This window comes from Sphingomonas adhaesiva (assembly GCF_036946125.1).
Taxonomy (GTDB): Bacteria; Pseudomonadota; Alphaproteobacteria; order Sphingomonadales; family Sphingomonadaceae; genus Sphingomonas; species Sphingomonas adhaesiva_A.
The window spans coordinates 1,593,616-1,619,632 of the sequence record NZ_JAQIJT010000002.1 but is presented as its reverse complement, the minus strand read 5'-3'; the positions used below and the strand labels follow the sequence as shown (position 1 = coordinate 1,619,632).

At 70.2% G+C, this 26,017-nt stretch carries 26 protein-coding genes and 2 CRISPR repeat arrays; of the genes, 16 read left to right on the top strand and 10 right to left on the bottom strand.

Annotated features, from left to right (window positions below):
• The first annotated feature begins 9 nt into the window (after positions 1-9).
• Genes PGN23_RS13970 through PGN23_RS13960 form a run of 3 tightly spaced genes read left to right on the top strand, consistent with a single transcriptional unit; the run spans position 10 to position 2,878 of the window.
• A complete protein-coding gene (locus tag PGN23_RS13970) occupies positions 10-1,002 on the top strand; it encodes a GNAT family N-acetyltransferase (protein ID WP_335303569.1) in 993 nt (330 codons plus the stop codon).
• The gene (locus tag PGN23_RS13965; protein ID WP_335303567.1) at positions 999-2,162 is read left to right on the top strand and encodes a polysaccharide deacetylase family protein; all 1,164 of its coding nucleotides are present in this window, start codon (positions 999-1,001) and stop codon (positions 2,160-2,162) included. Before PGN23_RS13970 ends, PGN23_RS13965 begins: the two co-directional genes overlap by 4 nt.
• Entirely contained in the window at positions 2,159-2,878 is a 720-nt protein-coding gene (locus PGN23_RS13960; RefSeq protein WP_335303565.1) for a sugar transferase, read from the top strand. Before PGN23_RS13965 ends, PGN23_RS13960 begins: the two co-directional genes overlap by 4 nt.
• Here PGN23_RS13960 and PGN23_RS13955 read toward each other — a convergent pair.
• Both PGN23_RS13955 and PGN23_RS13950 read right to left on the bottom strand, forming a co-directional pair.
• A complete protein-coding gene (locus PGN23_RS13955) occupies positions 2,853-3,506 on the bottom strand; it encodes a heparin lyase I family protein (protein ID WP_335303564.1) in 654 nt (217 codons plus the stop codon). The genes PGN23_RS13960 and PGN23_RS13955 overlap by 26 nt on opposite strands.
• Positions 3,503-4,621 carry a glycosyltransferase gene (locus tag PGN23_RS13950; RefSeq protein WP_335303563.1) on the bottom strand — a complete coding sequence of 373 codons (1,119 nt, stop codon included), beginning with the start codon at positions 4,619-4,621 and terminating at the stop codon, positions 3,503-3,505. Before PGN23_RS13950 ends, PGN23_RS13955 begins: the two co-directional genes overlap by 4 nt.
• A 312-nt stretch (positions 4,622-4,933) precedes the next feature.
• Between PGN23_RS13950 and PGN23_RS13945 the strand changes: the two genes are divergently transcribed.
• Both PGN23_RS13945 and PGN23_RS13940 read left to right on the top strand, forming a co-directional pair.
• On the top strand, positions 4,934-5,584 hold the full coding sequence (locus tag PGN23_RS13945; RefSeq protein WP_335303562.1) for a class I SAM-dependent methyltransferase: 651 nt from the start codon (positions 4,934-4,936) through the stop codon (positions 5,582-5,584).
• On the top strand, positions 5,581-6,219 hold the full coding sequence (locus tag PGN23_RS13940; RefSeq protein ID WP_335303561.1) for a hypothetical protein: 639 nt from the start codon (positions 5,581-5,583) through the stop codon (positions 6,217-6,219). Before PGN23_RS13945 ends, PGN23_RS13940 begins: the two co-directional genes overlap by 4 nt.
• Before the next feature lie 12 nt (positions 6,220-6,231).
• Here the strand turns inward: PGN23_RS13940 and PGN23_RS13935 are convergent, their stop codons facing one another.
• The gene (locus PGN23_RS13935) at positions 6,232-7,917 is read right to left on the bottom strand and encodes an aminotransferase class III-fold pyridoxal phosphate-dependent enzyme (protein ID WP_335303560.1); all 1,686 of its coding nucleotides are present in this window, start codon (positions 7,915-7,917) and stop codon (positions 6,232-6,234) included.
• On the opposite strand from PGN23_RS13935, the gene asd reads away from it, so the two are divergent.
• The 11 genes from asd to PGN23_RS13880 all read left to right on the top strand — a co-directional run bounded on the left by asd (position 7,916) and on the right by PGN23_RS13880 (position 19,548).
• Positions 7,916-8,794, top strand: coding sequence for an archaetidylserine decarboxylase (gene asd, locus PGN23_RS13930; protein ID WP_335303559.1), 879 nt, complete (start codon positions 7,916-7,918; stop codon positions 8,792-8,794). The genes PGN23_RS13935 and asd overlap by 2 nt on opposite strands.
• Positions 8,795-9,100: 306 nt before the next feature.
• Positions 9,101-11,920, top strand: a complete 2,820-nt coding sequence (locus tag PGN23_RS13925) for a TonB-dependent receptor (protein WP_335303558.1) — start codon at positions 9,101-9,103, stop codon at positions 11,918-11,920.
• The gene (locus PGN23_RS13920) at positions 11,917-12,954 is read left to right on the top strand and encodes a phytase (RefSeq protein ID WP_335303557.1); all 1,038 of its coding nucleotides are present in this window, start codon (positions 11,917-11,919) and stop codon (positions 12,952-12,954) included. The genes PGN23_RS13925 and PGN23_RS13920 overlap by 4 nt, the downstream gene beginning before the upstream one ends.
• Positions 12,955-13,358: 404 nt before the next feature.
• On the top strand, positions 13,359-14,900 hold the full coding sequence (gene ffh / locus PGN23_RS13915) for a signal recognition particle protein (protein ID WP_335303556.1): 1,542 nt from the start codon (positions 13,359-13,361) through the stop codon (positions 14,898-14,900).
• A gap of 51 nt (positions 14,901-14,951) precedes the next feature.
• Positions 14,952-15,365 (top strand): 30S ribosomal protein S16, encoded by a 414-nt coding sequence (gene rpsP / locus PGN23_RS13910; RefSeq protein WP_335303555.1) that lies wholly within the window; start codon positions 14,952-14,954, stop codon positions 15,363-15,365.
• Positions 15,366-15,424: 59 nt separating this feature from the next.
• A complete protein-coding gene (locus tag PGN23_RS13905) occupies positions 15,425-15,556 on the top strand; it encodes a hypothetical protein (protein ID WP_335303554.1) in 132 nt (43 codons plus the stop codon).
• Between the two features lie 10 nt (positions 15,557-15,566).
• A complete protein-coding gene (gene rimM / locus PGN23_RS13900; protein ID WP_335303552.1) occupies positions 15,567-16,040 on the top strand; it encodes a ribosome maturation factor RimM in 474 nt (157 codons plus the stop codon).
• 150 nt (positions 16,041-16,190) lie between these two features.
• Entirely contained in the window at positions 16,191-16,928 is a 738-nt protein-coding gene (gene trmD, locus PGN23_RS13895; protein WP_335303550.1) for a tRNA (guanosine(37)-N1)-methyltransferase TrmD, read from the top strand.
• Complete coding sequence (gene rplS / locus PGN23_RS13890; RefSeq protein WP_335303549.1) at positions 16,925-17,311, top strand: 50S ribosomal protein L19; 387 nt, start codon at positions 16,925-16,927, stop codon at positions 17,309-17,311. Before trmD ends, rplS begins: the two co-directional genes overlap by 4 nt.
• A 332-nt stretch (positions 17,312-17,643) precedes the next feature.
• A CRISPR array of direct repeats spans positions 17,644-18,489; the repeat unit is 29 nt; unit sequence GGGTCGATCCCCGCGGGTGCGGGGGAGCC.
• 113 nt (positions 18,490-18,602) lie between these two features.
• Positions 18,603-18,965, top strand: coding sequence for a helix-turn-helix domain-containing protein (locus tag PGN23_RS13885; protein WP_335303502.1), 363 nt, complete (start codon positions 18,603-18,605; stop codon positions 18,963-18,965).
• Positions 18,895-19,548 carry an IS630 family transposase gene (locus tag PGN23_RS13880; protein WP_335303501.1) on the top strand — a complete coding sequence of 218 codons (654 nt, stop codon included), beginning with the start codon at positions 18,895-18,897 and terminating at the stop codon, positions 19,546-19,548. Before PGN23_RS13885 ends, PGN23_RS13880 begins: the two co-directional genes overlap by 71 nt.
• A 23-nt stretch (positions 19,549-19,571) precedes the next feature.
• Positions 19,572-19,906: a CRISPR direct-repeat array (repeat unit 29 nt; unit sequence GGGTCGATCCCCGCGGGTGCGGGGGAGCC).
• Between the two features lie 60 nt (positions 19,907-19,966).
• Here PGN23_RS13880 and cas2e read toward each other — a convergent pair.
• The 7 genes from cas2e to PGN23_RS13845 are packed head-to-tail and all read right to left on the bottom strand — an operon-like array spanning position 19,967 to position 25,950.
• A complete protein-coding gene (gene cas2e / locus PGN23_RS13875; protein WP_335303547.1) occupies positions 19,967-20,293 on the bottom strand; it encodes a type I-E CRISPR-associated endoribonuclease Cas2e in 327 nt (108 codons plus the stop codon).
• Positions 20,293-21,198: a type I-E CRISPR-associated endonuclease Cas1e gene (gene cas1e, locus PGN23_RS13870; RefSeq protein ID WP_335303545.1), complete on the bottom strand. Its 906-nt coding sequence runs from the start codon at positions 21,196-21,198 to the stop codon at positions 20,293-20,295. Before cas1e ends, cas2e begins: the two co-directional genes overlap by 1 nt.
• Positions 21,199-21,972 (bottom strand): type I-E CRISPR-associated protein Cas6/Cse3/CasE, encoded by a 774-nt coding sequence (locus PGN23_RS13865; protein ID WP_335303543.1) that lies wholly within the window; start codon positions 21,970-21,972, stop codon positions 21,199-21,201.
• Positions 21,969-22,700 carry a type I-E CRISPR-associated protein Cas5/CasD gene (cas5e, locus tag PGN23_RS13860; protein ID WP_335303541.1) on the bottom strand — a complete coding sequence of 244 codons (732 nt, stop codon included), beginning with the start codon at positions 22,698-22,700 and terminating at the stop codon, positions 21,969-21,971. Before cas5e ends, PGN23_RS13865 begins: the two co-directional genes overlap by 4 nt.
• A complete protein-coding gene (gene cas7e / locus PGN23_RS13855; RefSeq protein ID WP_335303539.1) occupies positions 22,697-23,908 on the bottom strand; it encodes a type I-E CRISPR-associated protein Cas7/Cse4/CasC in 1,212 nt (403 codons plus the stop codon). Before cas7e ends, cas5e begins: the two co-directional genes overlap by 4 nt.
• Positions 23,898-24,461: a type I-E CRISPR-associated protein Cse2/CasB gene (casB, locus tag PGN23_RS13850; protein WP_335303537.1), complete on the bottom strand. Its 564-nt coding sequence runs from the start codon at positions 24,459-24,461 to the stop codon at positions 23,898-23,900. Before casB ends, cas7e begins: the two co-directional genes overlap by 11 nt.
• Positions 24,451-25,950, bottom strand: coding sequence for a hypothetical protein (locus tag PGN23_RS13845; RefSeq protein WP_335303535.1), 1,500 nt, complete (start codon positions 25,948-25,950; stop codon positions 24,451-24,453). The genes casB and PGN23_RS13845 overlap by 11 nt, the downstream gene beginning before the upstream one ends.
• Positions 25,951-26,017: the final 67 nt, after the last annotated feature.

Genomic DNA, 26,017 nt, shown 5'->3' with positions numbered 1-26,017 from the left:
AGTGGTTAAATGCTGACCGTCGCGCCGGGCGCACCCTTCCACCTCCAGCACGGCTGGTTCGACAGCTGGTCGGCGGCGTTCGGCGCCATTGAGGATGTCGGCGGCGTGATGGTGGTGCGCGATGCGCTGGCGATCGGCCCGGTGCGCTGGCCGCGGCTGCGCAGCGCGACGAACCCGCACAGCATCCGCTTCGATATCTCGCCCGACGTGGCGGTGGACGACGACCTGCCCCGCCGGTTGTTGCGCGCGGCGCGCGGCGGGGCGGTGCAGATCGACTATCTGGAGGAAGAGGCGCGGCTGCTGGCGGCGGCGCGCGGCTGGAGCCCGCGGCACCGCGTCGCGATCCGGGCGCATGCGCTGTCGCCGGTGACCGACTGTCGCGCGGGCTATTCGGCGTGGCTGGCGGCGCGCAGCAAGCGCATCCGGCAGCGACTGCGGATCGGACATGCCGCGCTGGTGGAGGCGCGGGGGATGCGGTTCGAGGTGCGGCGCGATGTCGGGCCCGAGTTGCTGACGCAGCTGTTCGCGGTCGAGCGATCGGGGTGGAAGGGGCGGGCGGGCACGGCCATCGCGGACGATACGGCGACCGCGACCTTCTACACGCTGCTGGCGACGCGGGCCGCGGCGGCGGGCGCGCTGCGGGTGGCGCTGCTGTGGGACGGCGTGCGGCTGGTGGCGTTCGAATTCGGCATCCTGTGCGGGCGGCGGCTGGCGCTGATGAAGGTCGGCTACGACGAGGCGCTGGCCGATTTCTCGCCCGGCTACGTACTGGCGGGGCTGCATATCGCGGCGGCGTGCGCGGATCCGGCGATCGACTGGTACGACAAACTGGGCAACGGGCTGACCCCGGCGCCGTACAAGCTGCGCTTCGCGGACGGATGCGACACGCTGTACCGCGTCACGCTGTACCCGCGCGGCCCGGTCGGGGCGGCGTGGGCGACGGCGGACCACCTGCGCGCGCGCGCCAAGGCGTGGCGCGACGCCCGCAAGGCGGCGGCATGACGCGGCGGCAGGAACGGCGCGCGCGGCTGCTGCGCTGGGCGGGGTGCGTGGCCGCGGGGGGCGCTGCGGGCGTGCTGACGGGCGGCTGGTGGGGGCTGGTGCCCGCCGTACTGGGGCTGGCGATCGGGCACCGCGCGATGATCGCGGCGCCGGGGGTGGCGGTGCTGACCTATCATTCGGTCAGCACCGATGCACGCTGGCTGCCATGGTCGCGCGAGATCACGGTGCATCCCGACACGCTGGCGACGCATCTGGGGGTGCTGGCGCGGATCGGCGCGACGGTGATCGGTACGCGCGAATGGGTGCGGCGGCGCGCGAACGGCGAGGCGATGCCGGAGCGCGCGGTCGTGCTGCATTTCGACGACGGCTACCGCGACAATCACGTCCATGCCGCGCCGCTGCTGCGCGCCGCCGGGATGACGGCGACGGTGTTCGCCTCACTCGACTTCGTCGATCCGGCCGGCGGCGTGCGCTCGGACGGTGTCGACCACGGCTATATGACGTGGGACGAACTGGCCGATCTGGAGGCGCAGGGCATCGAGGTGGAGCCGCACGGCGTCGCACATGCGCGCGTGCCCGTGTCGGACGCGGCGGAGGACGTGCTGACCGCGACCAACTGGCGCCGCCATGCCTGGCTGCAATGGGACGCGACGCCCGGCCCCAAGCACGACTGGTACGCGCGCGACGTGCCCGTCGCGGTGCCGCTGGGCGCGCCGGTGCCGCGGTCGGGGCTGGCGCTGGCGGCGCGGGCGTGGCGCGACGGCGCGCACGAGACGGCGGAGGTGCTGTCGCGGCGGATCGAGGAGGATCTGGCGGCCTGCCAGATGGCGTTCGCGGCGCGGCTGAAGCGGATGCCGCAGATCTTCTGCTGGCCCGAGAATGTGGTGGGGGTGGAGGGGCGCGCGATCGCGCGGCGGCTGGGCTACCGGGGCACCACCGCGGGGCGCGGGCGCAACACCGCCGACGAGCCTGCGGACGTGATCTCCCGCGTGCATGTCGGCGACCGGGCGATCGGCGTGCGGTGGCAGGCGGCGGAGGCGCTGGCGTTCCGGGCGCAGGTGCGGCTGATGCAGGGCAATCATTACTGGTATCTGGTGCTGGCGCCGATGAACGCGCTGCGCCGCGTCGTCTTCGCGCTGCGGCGGGATCCGTTCGCATGACGCCGCCGCCAGCACCCCCACCGCCCGAGCGCCGCCGCGACCTGCCGCGGCGGGTGCGGTTCGAGGCCGACATGCGCGGCGTGCCGCTGCCGCTGGAGGTGCATCGCGGCATCTATGCGCGGCGCGTGAAGCCGCTGCTCGACGGCGCGCTGGCGCTGGCCGCGGCGATCATGCTGCTGCCGGTGTTCGTCGCGGTGGCGATCGCGATCAAGCTGGACGACGGCGGGCCGGTGATGTTCGTCCAGCCGCGCACCGGCTACCTCGGGCGGCGGTTCCGGCTGTTCAAGTTCCGCACGATGGTGGTCGATGCCGAGGCGCTGAAGGAGGCGCTGCGCGTCCACAACATCCATGCCGCCGATTCGCCCGATTTCAAGCTGGCGGACGATCCGCGGATCACGCGCGTCGGGCGGTGGCTGCGCAAGAGCAGTGTCGACGAGCTGCCCAACCTGTGGAACGTGGTGCTGGGCGACATGGCGCTGGTGGGGCCGCGCCCGACGTCGTTCGACGCCAGCACCTATCGCATGGCGCATCTGCCGCGGCTGGCGGTACGGCCCGGGCTGACCGGGCTGTGGCAGGTATCGGGGCGCGCCAACGTGGATTTCGACGAACGCTCGGAGATGGACATGCGCTACATTCGCACGCTGTCGGCGCGGCAGGACCTGGACCTGATCGTGCGCACCATCGGTGCGGTTACGAAGGGGGACGGGGCCTGCTGACCCGGACGGCGACGTCGTCGACGAAGACGCGCGCGGGGAAGGCGTTCGAATTGGCGGTGATGCCGATCTGGACGCGATCGACATGCGCGCGGGCGGTGACGCCGCGCGCGGCGAGCACCGCGCGACCGTCGAGCGTGACGCGCGTGCGGCCGGTGTCGCGGTCGGAGACGGTCAGGTCCCACGCGACGCGGTACCAGCGATCGGGGGCGAGGACGGGGGCGTCGTCGCGCGTCCAGGCGTGCCGGATCCCCAGCTTGGAGCGATCGATCCGCAGCCGGCCGCGGCGCAGGTAGAGGCGGATGCCGGGGTTGCCGCCCTCGCCGCAGGTGGCGCATTCCAGATCGACGAGCTGAATCGAATCGCGCGGAAAGCCGGCGGGGATGCGCAGGTCGAACGCGACGCGGATCGTCCCGCCGCGGGTGACGGGGGCGATGCGCGCGACGACGTCCGCCTTGGCGACGACATCGCCGGCTTTCGCGCCGGCGTCGGCGCGCAGGGCATGGCCGCGGCGATCGGGTGCGGCGGCGGTGGTAACGGTGCCGCCGATCTGCTGCGTCAGCGACCAGCGGTACAGGCCGTGCTCGAAGTCGTCGGCGAGCGCGGCTTGCAGGGCGAGGAGCGCGATCATGCCTTTTGCGGGGTCCATTGCGCGTAGCGGCGACCTGCGACGAACAGCAATGTTCCGGCCGCCAGCCCCGCGAGGTGGAGCACGATGCCGTGGACGATCCGCAGCGGCCCCGGCAGCCGCGCGCCGAGCGTGCCCGCGAGCGCGACGAGCGCGGCGGCGGTGATCGCGGCGAAGACGATCCACCATGCGCCGCCGGCGAGCGCCGATACCAGCCACAGCGGCAGGATCGCCAGCGGGGCGAGGCGGCGCGCGACCTTGTGAAGTACCAGCGCGACCGCATACCAGCCGGTGCGAACGGGGTTCATCAGCGCGCGGCGGCGCCACAGCCCGGTCAGCCCGCGCACGGTGATGCGCACGCGGCGGCGCCATTGCCGCCGCGCGCCGGTGATGCTGTGCTCCCACACCCGCGCGGCATCGGCATAGGCGATGCGGTGGCCCGCGGCGACGGCGGCGGTGCTGACGTAGAAATCGTCGGTCACGTCGGCGACGACGGTCGGCACCAGCGCGCGGCGGATGGCGTAGAGGCCGCCATCGGCGGACACGCAGCCGAACAGGCGATCCTCCGCCGAGCGCAGCGCGGATTCATAGCGGCGGAACGCGCGATCGGCGGCGGCGAAGCGGGTGCGGCCGGGGGTGCGGATCGTATCGACCCGCCCCGCGACCGCGCCGACGCGCGGGTCGGCGAAGGGGGCGAGGAGCGCGGGGAGCGTCCGCGCGTCGAACAGGGGATCGGCGTCGGTCATGACGATCACCTCGCCGGTCGCCTGCGGGACGGCGCGGTTGAGCGCCGCCGCCTTGCCGCCGCGCGGGCAGGCGATGACGGCCGCGCCGGCGCCGCGCGCGATCGCGGCGGTGGCGTCGGTGGAGCCGTCGTCCGCCACCAGCACCTGCGCGGTGCCGGGCCAGGCGGCGAGCGCCTGCGCGACCGAGGCGAGCTTGAGGCCGATGGTCGTTTCCTCGTTGTGCGCGCCGATCAGGATCGTGATCGATGGGGTGGCTGCCGGCACCGGCACGCGCCGGCGCGGGGCGAGCGCGGCGGCGAACAGGACGACCAGCGGATAGGCGAGAAAGGTCGCCACCGGGATCAGGAGGAGGAGCCATGCCGCAAGCTGCATGGCGGCGATATATCGGATGGGGGTTAATGACCTTCCGTCGACCGTCCCCCGGGCTTGACCCGGGTCCCGCCGAACCGTCGGGAGAAAGCGGGACCCCGGCTCAGGGCGGGGGCTTTGCAAAACAGGTGCAACGGCATCGAAGCCCACGGTGTAGCCCTTTGCAAAGGTCCCGCTCAGGGCCGGGGTGACGGTGGCGGTCGATGTGTCACTCCCGTGGCGCCACCGTGACAGCGCCTGTCACCGCGACGTCGCACGCATGACACGAAAGCGCGACACATCCTGTCGCACCAGCAGACGGCAGGTGAGCCTTCCATGACAGCGACGATGACCACCGCGGGCGTTGCGCAGGCGTATGACCGATGGGCGCCGATCTACGATCTCGTCTTCGGCCCCGTATTCCGGCAGGGGCGCGCCAGCGCGATCCGCGCCGCCGATCGCATCGGCGGACGCATCCTGGAGGTGGGGGTGGGGACCGGCATCTCGCTGCCGGGCTACGCCGCGACCAGCCGGGTGACGGGCGTCGACATCTCCGACGACATGCTCGACAAGGCGCGCGCGCGGGTGCGCCGGCACGGCCTGTCCAACGTCGAGGCGATCCGCATCGGCGATGCCGAGGCGCTCGACTTCGCGGACGACAGTTTCGACGTGGTGGTGGCGCAATATGTGGTCAGCGCGGTGGCCGATCCGGCGCGGGCGCTGGACGAGTTCGCGCGGGTGTGCCGCCCGGGTGGCGAGATCGTCATCACCACGCGCGTCGGCGCCGAGCAGGGGCTGCGCGGCGCGATCGAGAAGACGCTGATGCCGGTGACCAGCCGGCTGGGTTTCCGCACCGACTTCCCGTTCGCGCTCTATACCGACTGGATCGCGACGCGCGGCGACGTGGAGCTGGTCGAGCAGCGCGTCCTGCCGCCGCTGGGGCATTTCTCGCTGGTGCGCATCGCCAAGCTGGGAGGGATGCAATGAACGCGATCCGCAAGCTGCGCTTCGAGGACGAGCAGGGCAATCCCGGCTTTCGGGCGCAACTGGCCGAACAGCGCTGGGACGACCACCGCTTCTATCATCACAGCCTGGTCAACCAGAGCCTGCACTTCGTGAGCGCATGCACCTTCCTGAGCGCGTACCTGCTGCTGTTCGTCGATGTCGCGCTGGCCAGCCTGCTGGCGTGGGGCGTGGCGATGACCAGCCGGCAGGCGGGGCATTTCTTCTTCGAGCCCAAGGGCTACGACCATGAGAATGGTGTGACGCACGAGCACAAGGAGGAGGTGAAGGTCGGCTACAACCTGATGCGCAAATATGTGCTGATGGGGACGTGGCTGGCGATCCCGGTGGTACTGGCGGTCGAGCCGACGCTGTTCGGCGTGCTGGAGGCCCCCGCCGGGGTGGCCGGGTGGCTGCGGCACGTCGGCTGGGGCTGGCTGATCCTGGGCGTGGGGGCGATCACGGTGCGCGTGCTGCAATTGTGGGTGCAGCGCGGCCTGGAGACGGGGATCGTGTGGGCGACGAAGATCGTGACCGATCCGTTCAGCGACTTCCGCCTGTACCGCAGCGCGCCGGCGCGGCTGCTGAAGGGCGAGCGGATGGACGGGGTGCGGGCGTAAGGCAATTCACCGTCAGAAGAACCGCGCCCGCACCGTTTCCTTCAGCGCCTGCCGCCGCAGCGCCTTGTCGCTGACCGCGGGGCCGTCCCACCAGCCGTCGCGCTGCATCGCCGCGGCCGCCGCCACGAAGCGGTCGACGATCGCGTCGAACAGCGCGTCGTCGATGTCGAGGCTGAAGATCAGCCGCCCGGTGCCCACCCAGCTGAGCGCGAGTCCCTCCGCACGGAGATAATATTGCAGCATCCAGTTGTAGCGCGACGGGCGCGTGTAGAGGACGGTCCAGACGGTCGACAGGTGCGCCGCCTGCACCGGCAGTCGTGCCGCCGCCAGCCGGGCGTTGAGCCGCGCCGCGCGCGCGTTCCAGCGATCGTCGAGGCCATCGTACAGCGCGCGTATCGCGGGCGTCTCCAGCCGGCGCAGGAAGGCGTCGGTCGCGGCCATGACATAGGGGTGCGCGTTGAACGTGCCGCGCGCGAAGCAGATGTCGACCGGGCGTTCCTCGCGAAAGCGCTTCATCAGCGCGGCGCGGCCCGCCAGCACGCCGATCGGCAAGCCGCCGCCCAGCGTCTTGCCCCAGACGATCATGTCGGCATCGACACCGATCGTCCGGGCGACGCTGCCGGGCGACAGGCGGAAGCCCATGAACACCTCGTCCATGATGAGGACGATGCCGGCGTCGCGGCATACCTGTGCCAGACGGCGCAGCCACGCGGCATAGGCGTCCCAGTCGGCGCCCGCGGTGCGCGCGCTGTCGACCAGCTGGCCGTCCGACGGCGCGCCGCGGTTGGGGTGGAGCGCCTGGAGCGGATTGACCAGCACGCAGGCGATGTCCGTGCGCGTGGCGAGCACCGCGAGCGTCCTTTCCGACATATCGGCCAGCGTCAGCGTGTGGTCGGCGGGGACGGGGTTGCCGATGCCGGGCTGCACGTCGCCCCACCAGCCGTGATAGGCGCCGGCGAAGCGCACCAGCCGGCGGCGGCCGGTGTGGTAGCGCGCGAGGCGAACCGCCTGCATCACCGCCTCCGTCCCCGACATGTGGAAGGAGATTTCGTCGAGCCCGGACAGTGCGCGCAGCCGCTCGACGTTCGACGCGACGACGGGGTGGTAGCTGCCGAGCACGCCGCCCAGCGGCTCGGCGGTCTCCAGCGCCTCGCGCATCGTCGCCCTGTAGAGATCGTTGCCGAACAGATTGACGCCGTAGGAGCCGGTCAGGTCGATCAGGCGGTTGCCGTCGAGGTCGGTCAGCCACGCGCCGTCGGAGGATTGCAGGAAGGCGCCGACGGGCAGCTTCTCGCGCACCACCGCGCTGAACGCGAAGGGGACGCGGTAGCGGCCGGTGAATTGCAGGTCGGAGAGGCCCCGGCGGGTCTGCGCGGTGAGCGCGAGCGTCTTCGGAAAGCGCGCGGCGTAGAGTTCGGACAGCGCGCGCAGGCCGTCGCGGCGGCGCTGCGCCACCGTCGCGTCCGCGCCATCGGCGGTGAAGAAGCGCGCCTCCGGATGGGTATAGCCCGCGATCTGCCCGGCGATCCGCTTCGCCAGGCGGACATGACCGCCGAGCGAGGGGTGTTTCGCCGCCGACAGGCGCAGGCGGGTGCGCAGTTTCGTGGCAGCGATGGCCCCGGCGGCGGCGAGGACGGCGAGCTTCGTGCGGTTGACCATGGCCTTCCACACTCCCTCCCGATGACGCAGGTGTGACATGCGCGGTGCTTTCCTACGCCTGCTGATGCAGGAGGACCTGAATTTCCTGCTGACCAACCGCCTGCCGCGGCGCTGGGCGACGCAGATGGTGGGGCGGATCGCGGCGAGCGAGCACCCGCTGGTGGCGCGCCCGGCGCTGGCGGCGTGGCGATTCTTCGGCGACGTCGACCTGTCGGAGGCGGAGACGACGCACTTCCGCTCGCTGCGCGAGGGGTTCGTGCGGCGGTTGCGCGCGGGGGCGCGGCGGTTCGAGGGGGGTGCGGGCGCGATCTGCGCGCCGTGCGACGCCATCGTCGGGGCACATGGGCGGATCGACGGCACCGCGGTGTGGCAGGTGAAGGGGTTTCCGTATCGGCTGGAGGAGCTGGTGCCCGACGCCGCGCTGGTCGAGCGATTCCGCGACGGCCGTTTCGTGACGCTGCGGCTGACCGCGGCGATGTATCACCGCTTCCACGCGCCCGCCGACCTGACGGTGGAGGGGGTGACGTATCTGTCGGGCGACTGCTGGAACGTGAACCCCATCGCGTTGCGGCGGGTGGAGCGGCTGTTCTGCCGCAACGAGCGCGCGGTGATCGAGGCGCGGCTGGCGGACGGCACCCCGATGCTGCTGGTGCCGGTCGCCGCGATCCTGGTGGCGAGCATCCGGCTGGCGTTCCTGGATACCGAGCGGTCGCTGCGCGAGCAGGGCAGCGACCGCGTGGCGTGCGACGCGGCGGTGGCGCGCGGCGCGGAGATGGGGTGGTTCGAGCACGGCTCGACGATCCTGATGTTCCTGCCCGCCGGGGTGCGACTGGATCCGGACTTGCGCGAGGGGCGGGTGATCCGGGCGGGGGAGGTGGTGGCGCATCGGCAGGGTGCGGCGTCGCCGCGGAAGTAGCCGGGGCCTCTGCAAAATTTCTACCGTGCTCCTGCGCAGGCAGGAGCCGGGGCCAGGCACAACAACGCCTGATGGGGCGTGCAAACCCTGGGCTCCTGCCTGCGCGGGAGCACGATATCGCCTTATGCAAACGCCCCGCCTGCGCCGGGGAAGAGATACCGGGGGGACGGCGGGTGCCGGCTGCAACGAAACTGCCATCGTGACGACGCGCTACTGAAATCATCGTTTCATACGGACGCCACAACGTCATCGCGGCGCGGCGGATCGCCGGGGCGGGGCGAGGAACATCTCTCGGGGGAAACGATCGTGCTCACTCTACGTGCGCGCGCCGGTGCCGGCGCGTCCATCCTCGGTCTGGCGCTCGCGCTGGGCGCGCCCGCGCATGCGGCGGATACCGGGCCGGCCGACGCGCCGGCGGGGGCGGCCGGGCAGGTGTCGGCGCGTCCGACGATCTCGGGCCACGTCTATGACGAAACCGGGGCGGCGCTCCCCGGTGCGCGGATCGCCGTCGAGGGCACGCCGTTCGAGGCGAGCACCGACGCGCAGGGCGGCTTCACCGTCGCGGTGCCGGAGGCCGGGCGCCCGGTGACGCTGGCGATCGACTATCTGGGCCGACCGCACACCACGCGCACGGTCGACGTGGCGGACCGCGACGCGCCGGTCGACATCACCCTGCCCGCCGCGGGGCAGCCGGGCGATATCGTCGTGACCGGCGCGTCGCTGCTCGACAATACCGCGCGGGCGCTCAACCAGCAGCGGCAGGCGGACAATACCGTGACGATCCTGTCGGCGGACGCGATCGGGCGCTTCCCCGATCCCAACATCGCCGAGGCGTTGCAGCGCGTGCCCGGCGTCGGCATCGAGCGCGACCAGGGCGAGGGCCGCTACATCAACGTGCGCGGCGCGCCGAGCGAATGGTCGGCGGTGTCGGTCGACGGCGTGCAGATCGCATCGGTCGACCCTAGCACCCGGGCGGTCGATCTGGACACGCTGCCGTCCGACATCGTCGCCAATATCGCGGTGACGAAGACGCTGGTGCCGAGCCAGGACGCGGATTCGATCTCCGGCGCGATCGACATCAGCACGCGCTCGCCCTTCGACCGCCGCGGCTTCGCGCTGACCGGCATGGCGGGTGCCAGCTACAACCAGTTCGGCAAGACCAGCGACTATCGCGCATCGGGGGCGATCAGCGACCGCTTCGGCCCGGACCGGCAGTTCGGCGTGCTGCTGTCGGGCAGCTATTCGATGACCCACCGCCGCCCCGACAATGTCGAGAACGGCTGGGTCCGCAACGCCGCGGGCCGGTATCTGGTCGCGGAGACCTTCTTCAAGGATTACGACACCAAGCGCGAGCGGATCGCGGGCACCGGCGCGCTGGAATGGCGCCCGGCGGACGGCCACCGGCTGTACCTGCGCGGTTCCTATGCGCAGTTCGAGGATGACGAATATCGCGACCGGCTGGGCATCGTGTGGAGCGACGGCACGGTCCGCGCGGGCGCGACCGATACCGCGGCGACCTATGACCGGACGCGCATCAACAAGCAGGTGCGCCACCGCACCCAGCGCAACGAGATCTGGTCGGTGGTCGGCGGCGGCGAGAACCGGCTGGGCGAGGGCAAGCTGAGCTACGACGTGTCGTACACGCGCTCGCAGCAGACCTATCCCAACCGCAACGAGCTGCTGTTCCGATCGACGCTGCGCCCGACGCTGAGCTACGATTTCGCGAACAACGCCGACCTGCCGACCTATTCGCTGTTCGCCACCGGCGAGCATCTGCAGGTCGCCAATTACGGCTTCTACGAGAACACGTTCCGGTCGAACACGACGAAGAACGATACGTTCAGCGCGCAGATCCGCGGCGACGTGCCCGCGGAGCTGGGCAGCGGCGACGCGACGCTGAGCGTCGGCGGGCGCTACCGCGAGCGCACCGTCGATGCCGACGAGGAGCGGTTCCGCAATCGCGACGCCTCGGCCGCGCTGGGGCGGACGCTGGCGGGGGTGCTGAGCGATCAGGAATCGCGCAACTTCGACTATGATCTGGGCGAGCGGATCGATCCGGCGAAGGCGGACGCGTATTTCGCCGCCGCGCGGCCCGATTCCCCGCGCCGCGTGTCGGACTCGCGGATCGCGGATTACCGGGTGAAGGAGAAGGTGCTCGGCATCTTCGGCATGGGCAAGTTCGAGTTCGGCGCGACGACGCTGATCGCGGGCCTGCGCGTCGAGAGCACCGACTTCCGCGGCGACACCGCGACCTTCAACGCCGCGACCAACGTGTACGGCGCGCGCACGTCGAAGACCGGGTATCTGGAATTCTTCCCCAACCTGACGCTGCGGCAGGAATTCTCCCCTGACCTGATCGGCCGCTTCGCCCTGACGCGCGGGATCAACCGGCCCAATTTCGTCGATCTCGTACCCCGTACGTTGGTCGAGGACGACGGCGTGCTGATCGTGCGACAGGGCAATGCCGACCTGCGCCCGACGCTGTCGAACAACGTCGATGCGGGGCTGGAATATTACATCCGGCCGCTGGGCATCATCGCGGTCAACGCCTTCTACAAGGACCTGACCGACTATCGCTACACCGTGACGCGCAACGGCACGTTCGACGGGCGGATCGCGCGGCTGACGCAGCCGATCAACGCGCCCGACGGCAAGCTGTACGGCGTCGAGCTCAACTGGCAGCAGCAGTTCGGCTTCCTGCCGGGGATGCTCGGCGGGTTCGGCGTGTTCGCCAACTACACCTATACGCAGGGCGATGCGCGGCTGGCGCAGGCGGACCTGACCGGGCGCAGCGTGTTCAGGCTGCCGGGGCAGTCGAAGCATATGTGGAATGCGTCGCTGTTCTACGAACGGGGGCCGGTGAACCTGCGCGTCGCCTATACGAAGCGCAGCGACTATCTGGACGAGATCAACACCGGCGACCGCACGCTGGACCTGTATTGGGAGGGCCGCGGGCAGCTGGACGCGACCGGCAGCCTGCAACTGACGAAGGAGGTCAATCTGTTCGTCGAGGGCAAGAACCTGACCAACTCCGCGGGCGTGCGCTATTTCGGCGATCGGCAGCGGGTCTATGAGTATGAGAAGTTCGGCTTCACGCTGTTCGGCGGCGTGAGGGTGAAGCTGTGAGGCGCGCGCTCCTCCCGGCCGCGCTGGCGGTGGCGGCGTGCGCGCCGGTGGCACCGCCCGCCGCCGACGGGCCGGTCGCGGTCGCGAGCGTGCCGGCGGTGGCGGAAACCGATCCGGTCGACACCGCCGACGATGCCGCGGACGATCCCGCCATCTGGCGCAACGCGGCCGATCCGGCGAAGAGCCTGGTGATCGGGACCGACAAGAAGGCGGGCATCCACGTCCACGACCTGTCGGGCAAGCGGCTGAGCTTCACGCCCGCGGCGCGGCTGAACAACGTCGACCTGCGCGATCTGGGCGGCGGCAACGTCGTCGCCGCGGCGAGCGACCGCGCCGATGTGGCGCAGGCGCATGTCTCGCTCTTCCGGCTCGATACCGCGGCGGCGCGGCTGGTGCCGCTGGGGCGCTATCCGGTGGGCGCGGGCGAGGCCTACGGCATGTGCCTGTGGCAGCGCGCCCGCGATCGCGCGCTGTTCGGCTTCGTGGTGCTGAAGGACGGGCGGATCGACCAGGTGGCGATCGACGTATCGGGGGCGGCGCCGAAGGTGTCGCTGGTGCGCAGCCTGAAGCTGGGTACGCAGTCCGAGGGATGCGTGGTCGATGACCGTACCGGCGTCCTCTATGTCGCGGAGGAGGATGTCGGCATCTGGCGGTTCGATGCCGACGCCGCGGGGAGCAGCGCGCCGACCGCGATCGCGAAGGTCGACGGGGTGAACCTGGTCGCGGATGCCGAGGGTCTGGCGCTGGCGCCGCAGGGCGCGCGCGGCGGCTATCTGATCGCGTCGAGCCAGGGGGACAGCACCTACAACGTCTATCGGCTGGGCGACGACCGGCTGATGGGGCGGTTCCGTATCGCGGGGGGTGCGATCGACGGCACCAGCGAGACGGACGGGATCGAGGTGGCGGTGGGCGACTTTGGTCCGGCATTCCCGGACGGCGTGATGGTGGCGCAGGACGGCGACAATGCGCCGGCAACGCAGAACTTCAAGCTGGTGTCGTGGGGTGCGGTGGTGAAGGCGCTGGGGTTGAAGTGAGGTCGGCCTCATCCACTCCGTCATGCCGGACTTGTTCCGGCATCCAGGGTTTCGCGGGCGCCACGTGGCTTTGGTGCGCGCAACCCTGGACCCCGGAACAGGTCCGGGGTGACGGGTGGGGTGGTTGAGGCTCTGGGGTCGAAATGAACGTCGTGCTCCTGCGTACGCAGGGGCCCGGGGTTGCGGTCCACGCGCATCTGTCGTGTCGCTTGGCCCTGGGTTCCGGCGTTCGCCGGAACACGCTACCGATGGGGCGAGGGTTGCCTTTCGCCCCACACCCCGCTACACGGCCACCCACGTTCCATCGCGAACGCCGAAGACACGCGCCCCACGTGGCGCACGCTGGCCGGCGAGGTTTCGCCCGCCGGCGCTTTTGCGTTTGGCGGGAACCATGAGGAATTTGCATGTTCGATAGCCTGAGCGATCGTCTGGGTGGAGTGTTCGACCGGCTGCGCGGCCGTGGCGCGCTGACCGAGGCGGACGTGCGTCAGGCGATGCGCGAGGTGCGCGTCGCGCTGCTGGAGGCGGACGTGGCGCTGCCCGTTGCGCGCCGGTTCGTCGACGAGGCGACCGAGGAGGCGATCGGGCAGAACGTCCTGCGCTCGGTCACGCCGGGGCAGCAGGTCGTCAAGATCGTCAACGACGCGCTCGTCCGGATGCTGGGCGGCGAGGATGCCGAGGGCGCTGCGCTCGAGTTGAACGTCGCCCCGCCGGCGATCGTCATGATGGTCGGCCTGCAGGGCTCGGGCAAGACGACGACGACCGCGAAGATTGCGAAGAAGCTGGCCAACGGCACGCTGGGTGGCGCGCTGTCGCAGAACCGCGAGCGCAAGAAGGTGCTGATGGCGTCGCTCGACGTCAATCGCCCGGCGGCGCAGGAGCAGCTGGCGACGCTGGGTGCGCAGGTCGAGGTGGCGACGCTGCCGATCGTGCCGGGGCAGCAGCCGGTCGACATCGCGCGGCGCGCGGTGCAGGCCGCGAAGCTGCAGGGCTTCGACGTGCTGATGCTCGACACCGCGGGCCGCCTGCACGTCGATCAGGCGCTGATGGACGAGATGAAGGCGGTGGCCGAGGTCGCCCGCCCGCAGGAGATCCTGCTCGTCGTCGACAGCCTGACCGGGCAGGACGCGGTCAACGTCGCGCAGAACTTTTCCGAACAGGTGCCGCTGACCGGCGTCGTGCTGACCCGGATGGACGGCGATGCGCGCGGCGGCGCGGCGCTGTCGATGCGCGCGGTCACCGGCAAGCCGATCAAGTTCGCGGGCACCGGCGAGAAGATGGATGCGCTGGAGGCGTTCCATCCCGGTCGCGTCGCGGGGCGCATCCTGGGCATGGGCGACGTCGTCAGCCTGGTCGAGCGCGCCGCGGAATCGATCCAGCAGGAGGACGCCGAGCGGATGGCGTCGCGGCTGGCCAAGGGCCAGTTCGACCTCAACGACCTGCGGGCGCAACTGGGGCAGATGCGTCGCATGGGTGGTCTGGGCGCGCTCGCCGGCATGCTGCCGGGGATGAAGAAGGCGCAGGCCGCGATGGACGCGACGCCGGGCAGCGACAAGATGCTGGTGCATCTGGACGCGATCATCGGATCGATGACCGTCAAGGAGCGCGCCAGGCCCGAGCTCATCAACGCCAAGCGCAAGATCCGTATCGCCAAGGGCTCCGGCACCACGGTGCAGGAAGTCAACAAGCTCCTGAAGATGCATCAGGAAATGTCCACCGCCATGAAGAAGATCAAGAAGATGGGCGGGATCAAGGGCATGATGGCGATGCTGGGCAAGGGCGGCCTGGGCGGCCTGGGCAATGCCATCGGCGGCGCCGAGATGGGCGACATGATGGGCAAGCTGGGCGGACCCAATGGCGGTCCGGGCGGCGGTCCCGGGCTGCCGGGGCTTCCCGGCGGTCTGCCGGGCGGCGGCCTGCCCGGCGGTTTCAGGTTCAAGAAGTAACGGTGTCCGGCGTCGGCCGGATCGAAAATCGGAAGAAGGAAGAGAAGTACAATGGCACTGAGCATTCGCCTGTCGCGTGGTGGCTCGAAGAAGCGTCCGTATTACCGCATCGTGGTGGCCGACGCGCGTTCGCCCCGCGACGGCAAGTTCATCGAGAAGATCGGCAACTACAACCCGCTGCTCGCCAAGGACGACGAGAAGCGCGTGGTGCTGGACGCCGAGCGGGCGAAGCACTGGCTGGGCGTCGGCGCGCAGCCGACCGACCGCGTCGCCCGCTTCCTCGACGTGGCCGGCGTGAAGGAGCGCCCCGCGCGCAACAACCCCAAGAAGGCCGAGCCGGGCGAGAAGGCCAAGGAGCGCGCCGAGGAGCGCGCCGAGAAGGCCAAGGCCGCCGAGGAAGCCGCCGCCGAGGCGAACAAGCCGGCAGCAGCCGAGGCCGAGACGGCCGACGCGACCGCCGAGTAAGCAGCCGATCCCGGTCATCGTGCGTTGGCTGACCTCTTCACGAGGACAGGAGCGCCACGATGACCCAGGATCCCGATCCGCGGACCGCCCCCGACGATGACGAAGACGCCACCAACGCCGGTGTCTCGAGCGAGGCGCCGGCCGAAGGCGCCGACGACACCCCCGCAGGGGACGACGGCTCCCCCGACTGAGGCGCTGCCGGTGGATCGCGATACGCCCGACCGCGACACGATCGTGCTGGCGGTCGTCACCGGCGCGCACGGCATCGCGGGGGAGGTGCGGCTGAAGGTCTTCGGCGAGGACGTGGGCGCGCACCGTGCGTTCAACGGCGGCGCGCTGACGCTTGCGAAGCTGCGCGACGGCACGATCGCGCGTTTCGCCGAAGTGACCGATCGCAACGCGGCCGAGGCGCTGCGCGGTACCTATCTGACGGTGCCGCGCGACGCGCTGCCGCCGCTGGAGGACGGCGAATATTATCACGCCGACCTTCTGGGGCTCGCGGCGGTGTCGACCGACGGCGAGGCGGTCGGCACGGTGGTGGCGGTCGAGAATTTCGGCGCCGGCGACGTGGTGGAGATCCGCCGCGACACCGGACGGACCTTCATGGTGCCGATCCATGCGGTGCCGGAATGGGATCGCGAGCGGCTGGTGGTGGATGCGGCGTTTGTGGAGTGAGACGGGCGTCGCGTTCGGATGCGCCGCTCGCGATACCCCTTCGTCACCGCGGACTTGTTCCGGGGTCCGGGGTTCCGCTCGTCAAGCCCCGGTGAGGCGCGCTGGACCCTGGATGCCGGGACGGGCCCGGCATGACGGGTGGTCCGTGTCATGACCTTCCGTGCCACCGTCCTGACCCTCTATCCGGAGATGTTCCCCGGTCCGCTCGGCAGCGCGCTGGCGGGCAGGGCGCTGCGCGAGGAGCGCTGGTCGCTCGATGCGGTGAATATCCGCGACGCGGCGACCGACCGGCATCGCACCGTCGATGACACGCCCGCGGGCGGGGGCGCGGGGATGGTGCTGCGCGCGGACATCGTCGCCCGCGCGCTCGACCCGCATCTCGACGCCCGCCCGGTGCTGGCGATGACGCCGCGCGGTCGTCCGCTGACGCAGGCGCGGGTGCGCGACCTGGCGGACGGCCCCGGCGCCGTGGTGCTGTGCGGCCGGTTCGAAGGGTTCGACGAACGCCTGTTCGAGGCGCGCACGATCGAGGAGGTGTCGATCGGCGACTATATCCTGTCGGGCGGCGAAATGGCGGCGCTGGTGCTGCTGGACGCTTGCGTCCGGCTGCTTCCCGGCGTAATGGGCGCGCCTTCCAGTGGAGTCGAGGAAAGCTTCGAAAGCGGCCTGCTCGAATATCCGCATTATACCCGACCTGTTGAATGGGAAGGGCGCACGATTCCCGAAGTGCTGCGATCGGGGGATCATGCGAGGATCGCGGCGTGGCGCCAGTCACGCTCGGAGATCGACACACGGCTACGGCGGCCGGACCTGTGGGAGCGCCATATCGGTGCTCGGGTCGGCTCGCCCTCTGGCGCGCGGCAACGGACTGAGGACGATACGGTATGAACCTGATCCAGACGCTCGAAGCCGAGCAGATCGCCAAGTTCAACGAGACGAAGAAGATTCCCGAATTCCGCCCCGGCGACACGCTGAAGGTCGGCGTAAAGGTGGTCGAGGGCGAGCGCACCCGCGTCCAGAATTACGAGGGCGTGTGCATCGCGCGTTCGAACAAGGGCATGGGCTCGTCGTTCACCGTGCGCAAGATCAGCTTCGGCGAGGGCGTGGAGCGCGTCTTCCCGCTGTATTCGCCGAACATCGATTCGATCGACGTCGTGCGCAAGGGTGCGGTGCGCCGCGCCAAGCTGTATTACCTGCGCGGCCGCACCGGCAAGTCGGCGCGTATCGCCGAGCGCCGCGACAACCGCCAGACGGCGACCGCCGCGGAGTAAGCCTTTGCCGCGATGCGATGTGACAAGGGGCGTGGCAGGCGACTGCCGCGCCCCTTTTTGCTTGCGATGCGAGGGGTGCGGGGACGCGGGGGTGGGCGGGTAGGGACGAGGTCGTTGCTGCCCCCGAGTCGGCGGTGCTGTAGGGCTGCTGGTTGCAGGATGCTGGCGCGCGTCGGTGGCGTGTCGATGAGCCGGAATGACGGGCGCTGTCCATCGTTGGCCGGCGATATTGAATGGGCGTGCGGCGCGTGTGGCGCTGATTGCTTGCGTCGGCGCTCCCTTGGTGTCGCCCGGACGGCCGGTCCTGACCGGCCGTCCGGGTTAAGGTGGCGGGGTCGATCCCCGCGGGTGCGGGGGACCTCGGCGTTCTGACCGATCGCGGTCACCGCGAGGGGTCGATCCCCGCGGCCCGTTCAAGGGTCGATCCCCGCGGGTGCGGGGGAGCCGCGGTGCCGGTACTGGCCTTCGCGAAGATCGCGGGTCGATCCCCGCGGGTGCGGGGGAGCCCTGCGTTGGTCCGGCATCGCTGTCCGTCGATCGGGTCGATCCCCGCGGGTGCGGGGGAGCCGGGAAGGTGTAAACCAACCGGCGGTCGACGTAGGGTCGATCCCCGCGGGTGCGGGGGAGCCGCGGCGCGCAGCGCGGCGATGATCGCCGTCATGGGTCGATCCCCGCGGGTGCGGGGGAGCCCTGAACTTCGCCGGGTCGACCTCGTAGCGGCCGGGTCGATCCCCGCGGGTGCGGGGGAGCCTCCTTCCTCCGCAGCACGGTCGAGCAGTACGAGGGTCGATCCCCGCGGGTGCGGGGGAGCCTTGCGCTGACGGGGGGAGAAACCTTCAACGCGGGGTCGATCCCCGCGGGTGCGGGGGAGCCTCGCTCGATGGTCAGGGCGTCGTGCCGCTTGGGGGTCGATCCCCGCGGGTGCGGGGGAGCCTTGCGCTGACGGGGGGAGAAACCTTCAACGCGGGGTCGATCCCCGCGGGTGCGGGGGAGCCTCGCTCGATGGTCAGGGCGTCGTGCCGCTTGGGGGTCGATCCCCGCGGGTGCGGGGGAGCCGACGAATGGCGCGCGCTCGATTATCGTCGCGTGGGTCGATCCCCGCGGGTGCGGGGGAGCCCGCCTGTCACAACCGCAGCATCGGGATTGTCGGGGTCGATCCCCGCGGGTGCGGGGGAGCCTGTGCGGCGTTGGTCGATTGCTAGAGTCGTCTGCGACCGAGTTGAATCAAGGGGGATTCACGTAGGGGTGATTTGGTGATTCAAGGTGCTGGCCGGATGGGAGGCTGGCGTGGATGGGCAAGGCGTATTCGGATGACCTTCGCAAGCGGGTGGTAGCGGCGATGGCGACGGGGCGGAGCTGTCGGGAGGTGGGTGCGGCGTTCGACGTGGCGCCGAGCACGGCGGGGAACTGGTGGCGGCGCTACCGGCGCGAGAGCAGCCACGCGGCGCGGCCGATGGGCGGCGATCGGCGCTCGAAGCTGCTGGATCAGGCGGGCTGGATCGGCGAGCGGCTGGCCGAGGTGCCGGAGTTGACGCTGGGCGAAGTCAGGAGCGAGCTGGCCGGGCGCGGGATCGAGGTCAGTTATGCGAGCGTCTGGCGGACGGTGCGCAGGCTGGGGCTGCGGCACAAAAAAAAGGACCATCTTCGCGGCTGAGCAGGACCGGCCGGACGTCGCGGTCGCGCGCGAGGTCTGGCGTGCCGCACAGGCCGGACTGGACTTCACGTCGCTGGTCTTCGTCGACGAGACAGGGACGACCACCAGCATGACCCGGCTGCGCGGCTGGGGCCGGAAGGGCAAGCCGCTGCTCGGCAAGGCACCCCACGGGCACTGGATGACCTCGACCTTCGTCGCCGGCCTGCGCCACGACGGCATCGCCGCGCCGATGCTGATCGACACGCCGATGACCGGCCGCATCTTCCAGCAATGGCTGACCGATCACCTCATCCCCGAACTGCCGCCCGGCAGCATCGTGGTCTGCGACAACCTGGCGGCCCACAAGGTCGACGGCGTCCGGCAGTGTCTCGAGGATGCAGGCATGGGCCTGCTCTACCTTCCAGCCTACAGCCCCGACTTCAACCCGATCGAGCAGGCCTTCGCCAAGATCAAGGCGCTGCTCCGAAAGGCCGCCCCGCGCTCCTTCGACGCCATCGTCACAGCCCTCAAGCACATCCTCAAACGCTTCAGACCCGCCGAATGCGCAAACTACCTCCGACACTCAGGCTACGTGCAAACATGATCGAAACTGACTCTAATTCGGGTCGGGTCGATCCCCGCGGGTGCGGGGGAGCCCGTGGAGCAAATTCGCGGCTGGTTGAATACTGGGGTCGATCCCCGCGGGTGCGGGGGAGCCCGGGCGGCGCCTCCCACGTATTCGTAGACGCCGGGTCGATCCCCGCGGGTGCGGGGGAGCCGTCAGCTGCTGCCCCGTCATCTGCGTGTAGATGGGTCGATCCCCGCGGGTGCGGGGGAGCCATTCACCCCCGGCATCGTGACGTTCCTGTCCGGGGTCGATCCCCGCGGGTGCGGGGGAGCCGTGCGCGACAGCAGGTCGGCGGTGGCAAGATCGGGTCGATCCCCGCGGGTGCGGGGGAGCCTCTTGGGGGGAAGTGCTTGATTTCGTCCACGATGTCAAAGAGCGGCTTGCAGCGGCTCTCTCATGGCGGCTGCGTGGACGCCTGTCGCGAGGACAAGGCGCGGCGGACGAGGAGGATGCTTTCGTGGGTGACGACGTCCTTGGGCGGCTCGCCGAGGACGCAGAGGCCCAGGCCGCCGGCGGAGGCGGGTTCGGCCCAGCACATCACGATGCTGCCGCGGCGCAGGCGGGTGTGCCATTCCTCCACCACGGCCCAGATGCGGCCGCGCACGCCCGCGCTCATCCGCGGTTGCGCATAGACGCCCGGCGCCAGTTCGAGCATCGCGGAGCCGAGGAAGCCGCGGTAGCGGTCCTCGACGTCGCGGGTGATGACGACGGTCAGCGGCATCAGTCGGCACCCGCCGCCGACGGCGCATCCGCCGGGGCGGGTTCGCCCGGAAGCAGCAGCGTCTTGATGCGGTCGATCATGCCGGGGATGACGGCGCGCTGGCGGAAGAGGAGCGCGGCGCGCCGGCGCACCAGCCGCTCGATCGGGGCGGCGCCGCGGGCGCGCGCCTCTCGTACCGCGCCGAAGGCGATGTCGAGCAGCACGTCGTGGCGGTAGAGATCGGCGATGTCGAGGACGAAGCTCTGCCCCGAATCCTCGTGGACGAAGCCCAGTTGCGGAATCGCGCCGGTCGCCGCCACCGCCACGCATGCCGCGGCGGTCATGGCGGAGCCGGCGTGGTTGATCGCCTGGTTGGCGAGGTCGCCGGCCTCGGGGTTCTCGCGGTCGTAGCGGCGGCCGTTCCAGACGATGCCGTGGCGTTCCGCGGCGAGGACATAGGCACGCTTGATGCGGGCGCCTTCCTGCCCGCGCAGGACGGCGATGTCGCGGGTGCGGACGATCTCGCCGAAGCGCATCGCGTACATCGCCCGCGCGGTTTCCATCCGCAGCTTCGGATCGGCCCAGCGACGCACCTGCGCGCGCGCCAGCGCCGACGTGTCCGGCATCAGCGGGGGCGCGGTGTAGAAGCGCACTGCGCCGTCGCCGATCGCGGCCAGCGCGCAGCCGTGGCGGGCTAGCAGCCGCAGCGCGTCGTGCGTGACGCTGCTGCCCGGCCCCAGCAGCACGATGGAGATGGCGTGATAGGGGATCTGGTAATCGCCCGCGGCCAGCCCGCCGCCGCCCGCGGTGACGAAGCGCAGGCAGCCGTCCTCCACCTCCAGCCGGCCGCGGTCGAGCCAGACCAGCCCCTGACGATCGGCGTGCGGAATGCGCGCGCGTTCCAGTCCGAGGCGGCCGGACAGCATCTATGCCGCCCGGCCTGCGGGGGAGAGCAGCAGCATGCCATGGCCGAAGGCGGCGTGGCGCCCGACGCCGCGCGCGAGGATGTCGGCGAAGGCGGCGGGATCGGTGATCGTCAGCGTGCCGGCGACCACCGCGTCGGGACCTTCGACCGCGTGGGTGCGCGCGCCGCTGCCGCCGCTGCGATGCGTGCTGCGGCGCGACCGGGCGCGCTGGAAGAGGCGCAGCGTGGCGTCCTCCAGCGTGGCGACGCCGTCCAGCCGGCGGGCGAGCCAGCGGACGTAGACGGCGGCGCGGTCGACGGTGTCGGTGCTCTCCCCGGCGAGGACGGCGCGCTCGCAGGCCGCGACATAGGCGTCGATTTCGCCCGCCCCGGGTTGCCAGGCGCCGGCACGGTCGCCGCGGGCGGCACGGACCTGCTTGCCGAAGCGGACGGTCGGGCGGACGCGGACCTCGAACGCGTAGCGCGCCGCGGCACGCCATGCGGCGGGCATGGGCTGTGCCTGCGGGGTATCGAACAGCGCCGCCAGCCGGTCGTCGGCAGGGGGAAGGGCGCCGGCATCCTGCATCGCGGGCCAGTCCGCCACATAGCCGAGCAGGTGCGGGCCGCGGGCGTGGTCGCGCCAGTAGCGGAACGGGCGCGGCGCGGCATCGCCGAAGCGGGCGACGAGCGCGCAGTGGAGGGCATAACCGTCGTCGTCGTCGCCGATGCGACGCCCGACCGCATATTGCGCGAGGGCGAGCGGGTTCACGCCGATACGGACGAGGTGAAGCGTCACGCCGCCGCCTCCGGCCAGGCGAGGCGACCGACCATCACGCGGCGCAGCCCGGCATGGACACCGGCGGGCCAATGGCGTTCGTCGGTCAGTTCCTCCTCCTGCGCGCCGGTCGCGATGGCGGTGCCGATCGCCTCGCGCAGCGGCCATTGCGCGCGGACCTGCGCGCGGTGCGGCGCGTCGATGCCAGCCAAGGCAGCGACCAGCGCCTCGGGGATGGAGGCCGCCTCCACGACGCCCAGGACCAGCCTGCGGGAGGGAATGAAGGGCTTGCGACCCAGGAACAGCGGCCGCTCCGGGCGGTTGAGCGCGGCGGCCAGCGCGTCGAGCGTGGGGGCCTCCCCGGCGGGGTCGAGGCGGCAGGCGATCAGAACGCGCGCGTCGGCGTCCATGTCGCGGTAGCGGATATGCGGGGATTTGTAGGTATCGGCGCCGCCCGCGCGCCCCTTGACGCGGCCGCGCGTGGTCCAGCCGCGATCGTTCGCCTCCAGCTTCGCGGTCTGAAACTCGCGCTGGCGCTGCCCCTCCGCGACGCGGGCCGACCCCATGACGAGCCGGTCCTGCAACGCCGCGTGCGCGGGCGCGTCATACCGCTCCCAACCGAGCGCGTTGGCGAACAGACCCGCCAACATCGACTTCGCCGGGAAGTCGCGCACCACGCCGTAAGCATCGACCAGATCGCCGCCGAAGCTCATCAGCGGGGCGTCGAGGTCCAGGATCAGGTGCCTCACGGATGGCGCACCAGATCGCCCGCCCATGCCGCCAGCTCGCGCAGGCTACCGTCGGGAATACCGTCGATCCTCAGCTCGGCGACGGCGGCCTGGAAGCGCGCCTCGCCGGTATCGTACACCCGGTCCATCTCGGCCAGATGGTCGGTGAGCGCGCGGGCGGTGCGCTGCGCGAGCGAGCGGTTCGAATCGCGGTCCAGCGTCGGCACCGCCTCGCGGAAGGCATTGGCGAGGGTGCGCGGCTGGCGGTCGCCCGCCTCCACCAGCATCAGCTCGGCACGGCCATAGGGGGCGGTGGAGCCCAGCTTCGCGCCGGGAGAGACCTCTGCGACGAGGTGGATCAGATGCTCGACCACCTGTGCGGCGAGCGCGCGGTCGTGCTCGCCGCGCCAGTCGCGGCGGTCGCACCCGGTGAGGTTGGAGACGAGCAGGGGGACGTCGACGACGACATAGCCATAATAGAGGCCCGAGGTGAGCTCGGTATCGAAGACGCCCGCGGCGCCCGCGTCGTCGCCCTGCTCGCGATCGCGCAGATCGTCGACGACGGTGAAATAGTCGAGTTCGGCCTGTTCGGCATGGACGGTGAAGGCGTGCGCGACGTGGATCGCGGCGTCGCGATTGGCGCGGGTGTCGCTGGTGACCATGCGGCCGAACAATGCCGCTTCCAGCGAGGCGGCGAGGACGTTCTGGTCGCGCAGCTGGTTCAGGTTGGCTTTCTCCTCCTTCAACCACGCCTCTGCCGCGGCGCCGGCGGCCTTGGCATCCGGGTTCTCGCTCAGCAGGCGCTCGGCCTGTTGGCGCATCCACGTCAGCTCGGGGCGGCCGAAGAGCAGGGCCTGGCGCTGCTGCTTGTCCTTGGCATTCTTGCCGTAGAATTTGGTGAGGAAGGCGTGCTCGACCGCGTCGACCGCTTCCTTGGCGAAGGTGCGGTCGCGCAGCGGGCCGGTCACCTCGCGCTCGATCGCGATTTTCGAGCGGACGCCCTCGACGCCTTCCTTCTTCGCCAGCTCGCGCAGGCCGTGGCGGTCGTCGGTGACGCGCCAATGTCGCTTGAGGCATTGCGACGACACGCGCGTGCGCACCGCGCTGCCGAAGGGCAGGCGCTTCGCCAGCCCGGCGTCGTCGCGGTTGAGCAGCGCGCCGGGATAGGCGGCGAGGAAGTGGATCTGGAGGAATTTGGGCAGGACGGCGGAAGCCGGGTCAGTCGTCATTCGAATTGTCCTTCTGCGACCGCGCCTGCGCGGCGTAATAGTCCTGGGCGATGCGCAGGCGGGCGTCGCGACCGCGACCGTCGTCGGCATATCGTATGAGATGGAAGAGAACCCGCATGTCGATCGGTCCCTTTCCCTCGCGTTCGATCCGCCGCATCGCCTGAACGATCAGCGATTCCTGCACGCGACCGCGGGCCGAGGTGAGGCGCAGCATCCGGTGTTCAGAGACGTTCGCGGCCTGTAGGGCGCGGCCGAGCGACTTGCCTCGTACGTGCGCCGGCGCACCGACGTTTCCGGTACCCGCGAGCAGAGCCGCGCAATGGGCGATCAGTTTCCATGGGCGTTGCGCTTCGGCGTCCGGGCGAACGTTGACCGCGGCCTGATGGAGCAGACCGATCACGATCCCATCTGCCTCAAGGCTGTTCGTCAGATAGGCGCGCCGCAACTGTGCCCGTCTGCCGTTCGTCAGGCGTGAAATGGCTCTGGTAAAGACCTCGACAGGCGATTCTGTATCCTGCGGCGAGGGTGCCGGGGCATCATCGTCAATCTCCATGCTCTGCCTTCTCTACCCATTTGCGCATCTGGCCGGCGAGATAGGAGCGCGCTTGTGCGTACGCCCTGACCCGCGTCACTTCCGTTCCCGGTGCCCAACGCGCTGCGCGTTCGAATATGTCTGTCGCAATCGCGCGGAGTCTGTGTCGCCATAGCAGCCGATGGTTTTGACCAGCGGTCGCCATCGATATTTCATCCCAAAAGGGCCGATCGAAAAACTCGGCATCGACCGTTTGGTCGAATTGATCGATCCACGACTTGACCTTCTTCTTTGCAGCGTCGTCATCGAGCCGCATCTTCTCGGTGCCACCTTGAACGAGCGATATGAGCGCACGGCGGAGGTTCGCGCCAGCCTCGCCAGCCTCGTTCGCGCGGGTGTTCGCGACCTCGCCGATACGGTCGAGCGCGCCCTTGTCGCCGGTAGGGAGCTCCGATATGCGGCTGATGCGGACAGCGCGACGGTGGAGGCCCTCGGTCTTGCCTTCGCCGCGAACAAGCGCAGCGGCAACGATCGACAATCCGCTTACGTCGTCTTGCTCGAACCGTTCGGCCAACAACGGTCTTTTGATACGTTTGCTATCGAGCAACCTCGCCATTTCACGGTAGCCGAAGCCCGCTGCGGTTGGGGAGTGGCTAGCCGTGCCGTCCGCTTTGACAGGCGCCCATGGATCGTCGGTCAGACCCTTTCTCTGACCAGAAGCGACGCGGGCAGTTTTTGATCCAGCGCCGACTGCAACAAGATTGCCAATGCCGTTACGGCGTAGGCGAATACGGCGGCAAACTTCGACATAGAGTTCGTCAAGTTCTTCATAATTGAGAGATGTCATCCCGTCCCACGGGACGGTCCACAACAATTGGGTGCCTATACGGCGGTTGAGGCGAAGGTTAGCGTGAGCGACGAGCCGATCGACGTCGCGGTGAAACGCACTTCCAGCTCCGCCGGTGGGTCTGATGCCCAGCGTCATGCGGCTGGCGAAACCGCCATTCATCCTCGAGATTCCGTAATTTCCAGCTCCAAGAAAGCCTTCCGTCGTCTGCAACGTCACAAGAGAAAATAGCCAATCCTCATCTGTTGCGGAGGAAACTTGTTGCTGTTTTACATCGTGATTTCTGGAGGTGACAAGCATGTCAAGCAAGTCTGGCGTCGAAAATATCTTCTTGTATGCGGCAGGATCATTCCCGGGAACCAGCGGCGGCTGGAGCAGCGCCGGTTTGCTCCAGTCCTCGACGACCAGTTCCCACGCCTCCGGCTGGTCCGGGGTCAGGCCGTGCAGCAGGTCGCGCCACGCCTCTTCGCCCGTCGGTAGCCCGGTCTCCCCCGCATGGATCATCGCGAGCGCGGCGACCTGTACGGTGAAGGCGTGCCATGGCTCGCGCTGGTGCGGGCGCAGCGCGGGGAAGCTCCACGCCTCGCCCCGCGCCAGCGCGGCGAAGGCCGCGAACAGCGAACCGCGATGCGCACGGTCATCAGCGTCACGCCAGCCGATCATGCCCTTCCCCCTCGATCCGCAAGGAAGCCGCCTTGCCGCGGCGGGTCAAGCGACCGCGTCATCCGTT

Excerpts from the sequence above, each read along its gene's own strand:
- PGN23_RS13970 (WP_335303569.1), top strand. The coding sequence starts at position 10 with ATGCTGACCGTCGCGCCGGGCGCACCCTTCCACCTCCAGCACGGCTGG.
- PGN23_RS13965 (WP_335303567.1), top strand. The coding sequence starts at position 999 with ATGACGCGGCGGCAGGAACGGCGCGCGCGGCTGCTGCGCTGGGCGGGG.
- PGN23_RS13960 (WP_335303565.1), top strand. The coding sequence starts at position 2,159 with ATGACGCCGCCGCCAGCACCCCCACCGCCCGAGCGCCGCCGCGACCTG.
- PGN23_RS13955 (WP_335303564.1), bottom strand. The coding sequence starts at position 3,506 with ATGATCGCGCTCCTCGCCCTGCAAGCCGCGCTCGCCGACGACTTCGAG.
- PGN23_RS13950 (WP_335303563.1), bottom strand. The coding sequence starts at position 4,621 with ATGCAGCTTGCGGCATGGCTCCTCCTCCTGATCCCGGTGGCGACCTTT.
- PGN23_RS13945 (WP_335303562.1), top strand. The coding sequence starts at position 4,934 with ATGACAGCGACGATGACCACCGCGGGCGTTGCGCAGGCGTATGACCGA.
- PGN23_RS13940 (WP_335303561.1), top strand. The coding sequence starts at position 5,581 with ATGAACGCGATCCGCAAGCTGCGCTTCGAGGACGAGCAGGGCAATCCC.
- asd (WP_335303559.1), top strand. The coding sequence starts at position 7,916 with ATGCGCGGTGCTTTCCTACGCCTGCTGATGCAGGAGGACCTGAATTTC.
- PGN23_RS13935 (WP_335303560.1), bottom strand. The coding sequence starts at position 7,917 with ATGTCACACCTGCGTCATCGGGAGGGAGTGTGGAAGGCCATGGTCAAC.
- ffh (WP_335303556.1), top strand. The coding sequence starts at position 13,359 with ATGTTCGATAGCCTGAGCGATCGTCTGGGTGGAGTGTTCGACCGGCTG.
- rpsP (WP_335303555.1), top strand. The coding sequence starts at position 14,952 with ATGGCACTGAGCATTCGCCTGTCGCGTGGTGGCTCGAAGAAGCGTCCG.
- PGN23_RS13905 (WP_335303554.1), top strand. The coding sequence starts at position 15,425 with ATGACCCAGGATCCCGATCCGCGGACCGCCCCCGACGATGACGAAGAC.
- trmD (WP_335303550.1), top strand. The coding sequence starts at position 16,191 with ATGACCTTCCGTGCCACCGTCCTGACCCTCTATCCGGAGATGTTCCCC.
- rplS (WP_335303549.1), top strand. The coding sequence starts at position 16,925 with ATGAACCTGATCCAGACGCTCGAAGCCGAGCAGATCGCCAAGTTCAAC.
- PGN23_RS13885 (WP_335303502.1), top strand. The coding sequence starts at position 18,603 with ATGGGCAAGGCGTATTCGGATGACCTTCGCAAGCGGGTGGTAGCGGCG.
- PGN23_RS13880 (WP_335303501.1), top strand. The coding sequence starts at position 18,895 with ATGCGAGCGTCTGGCGGACGGTGCGCAGGCTGGGGCTGCGGCACAAAA.
- cas2e (WP_335303547.1), bottom strand. The coding sequence starts at position 20,293 with ATGCCGCTGACCGTCGTCATCACCCGCGACGTCGAGGACCGCTACCGC.
- cas1e (WP_335303545.1), bottom strand. The coding sequence starts at position 21,198 with ATGCTGTCCGGCCGCCTCGGACTGGAACGCGCGCGCATTCCGCACGCC.
- cas7e (WP_335303539.1), bottom strand. The coding sequence starts at position 23,908 with ATGACGACTGACCCGGCTTCCGCCGTCCTGCCCAAATTCCTCCAGATC.
- casB (WP_335303537.1), bottom strand. The coding sequence starts at position 24,461 with ATGGAGATTGACGATGATGCCCCGGCACCCTCGCCGCAGGATACAGAA.
- PGN23_RS13845 (WP_335303535.1), bottom strand. The coding sequence starts at position 25,950 with ATGATCGGCTGGCGTGACGCTGATGACCGTGCGCATCGCGGTTCGCTG.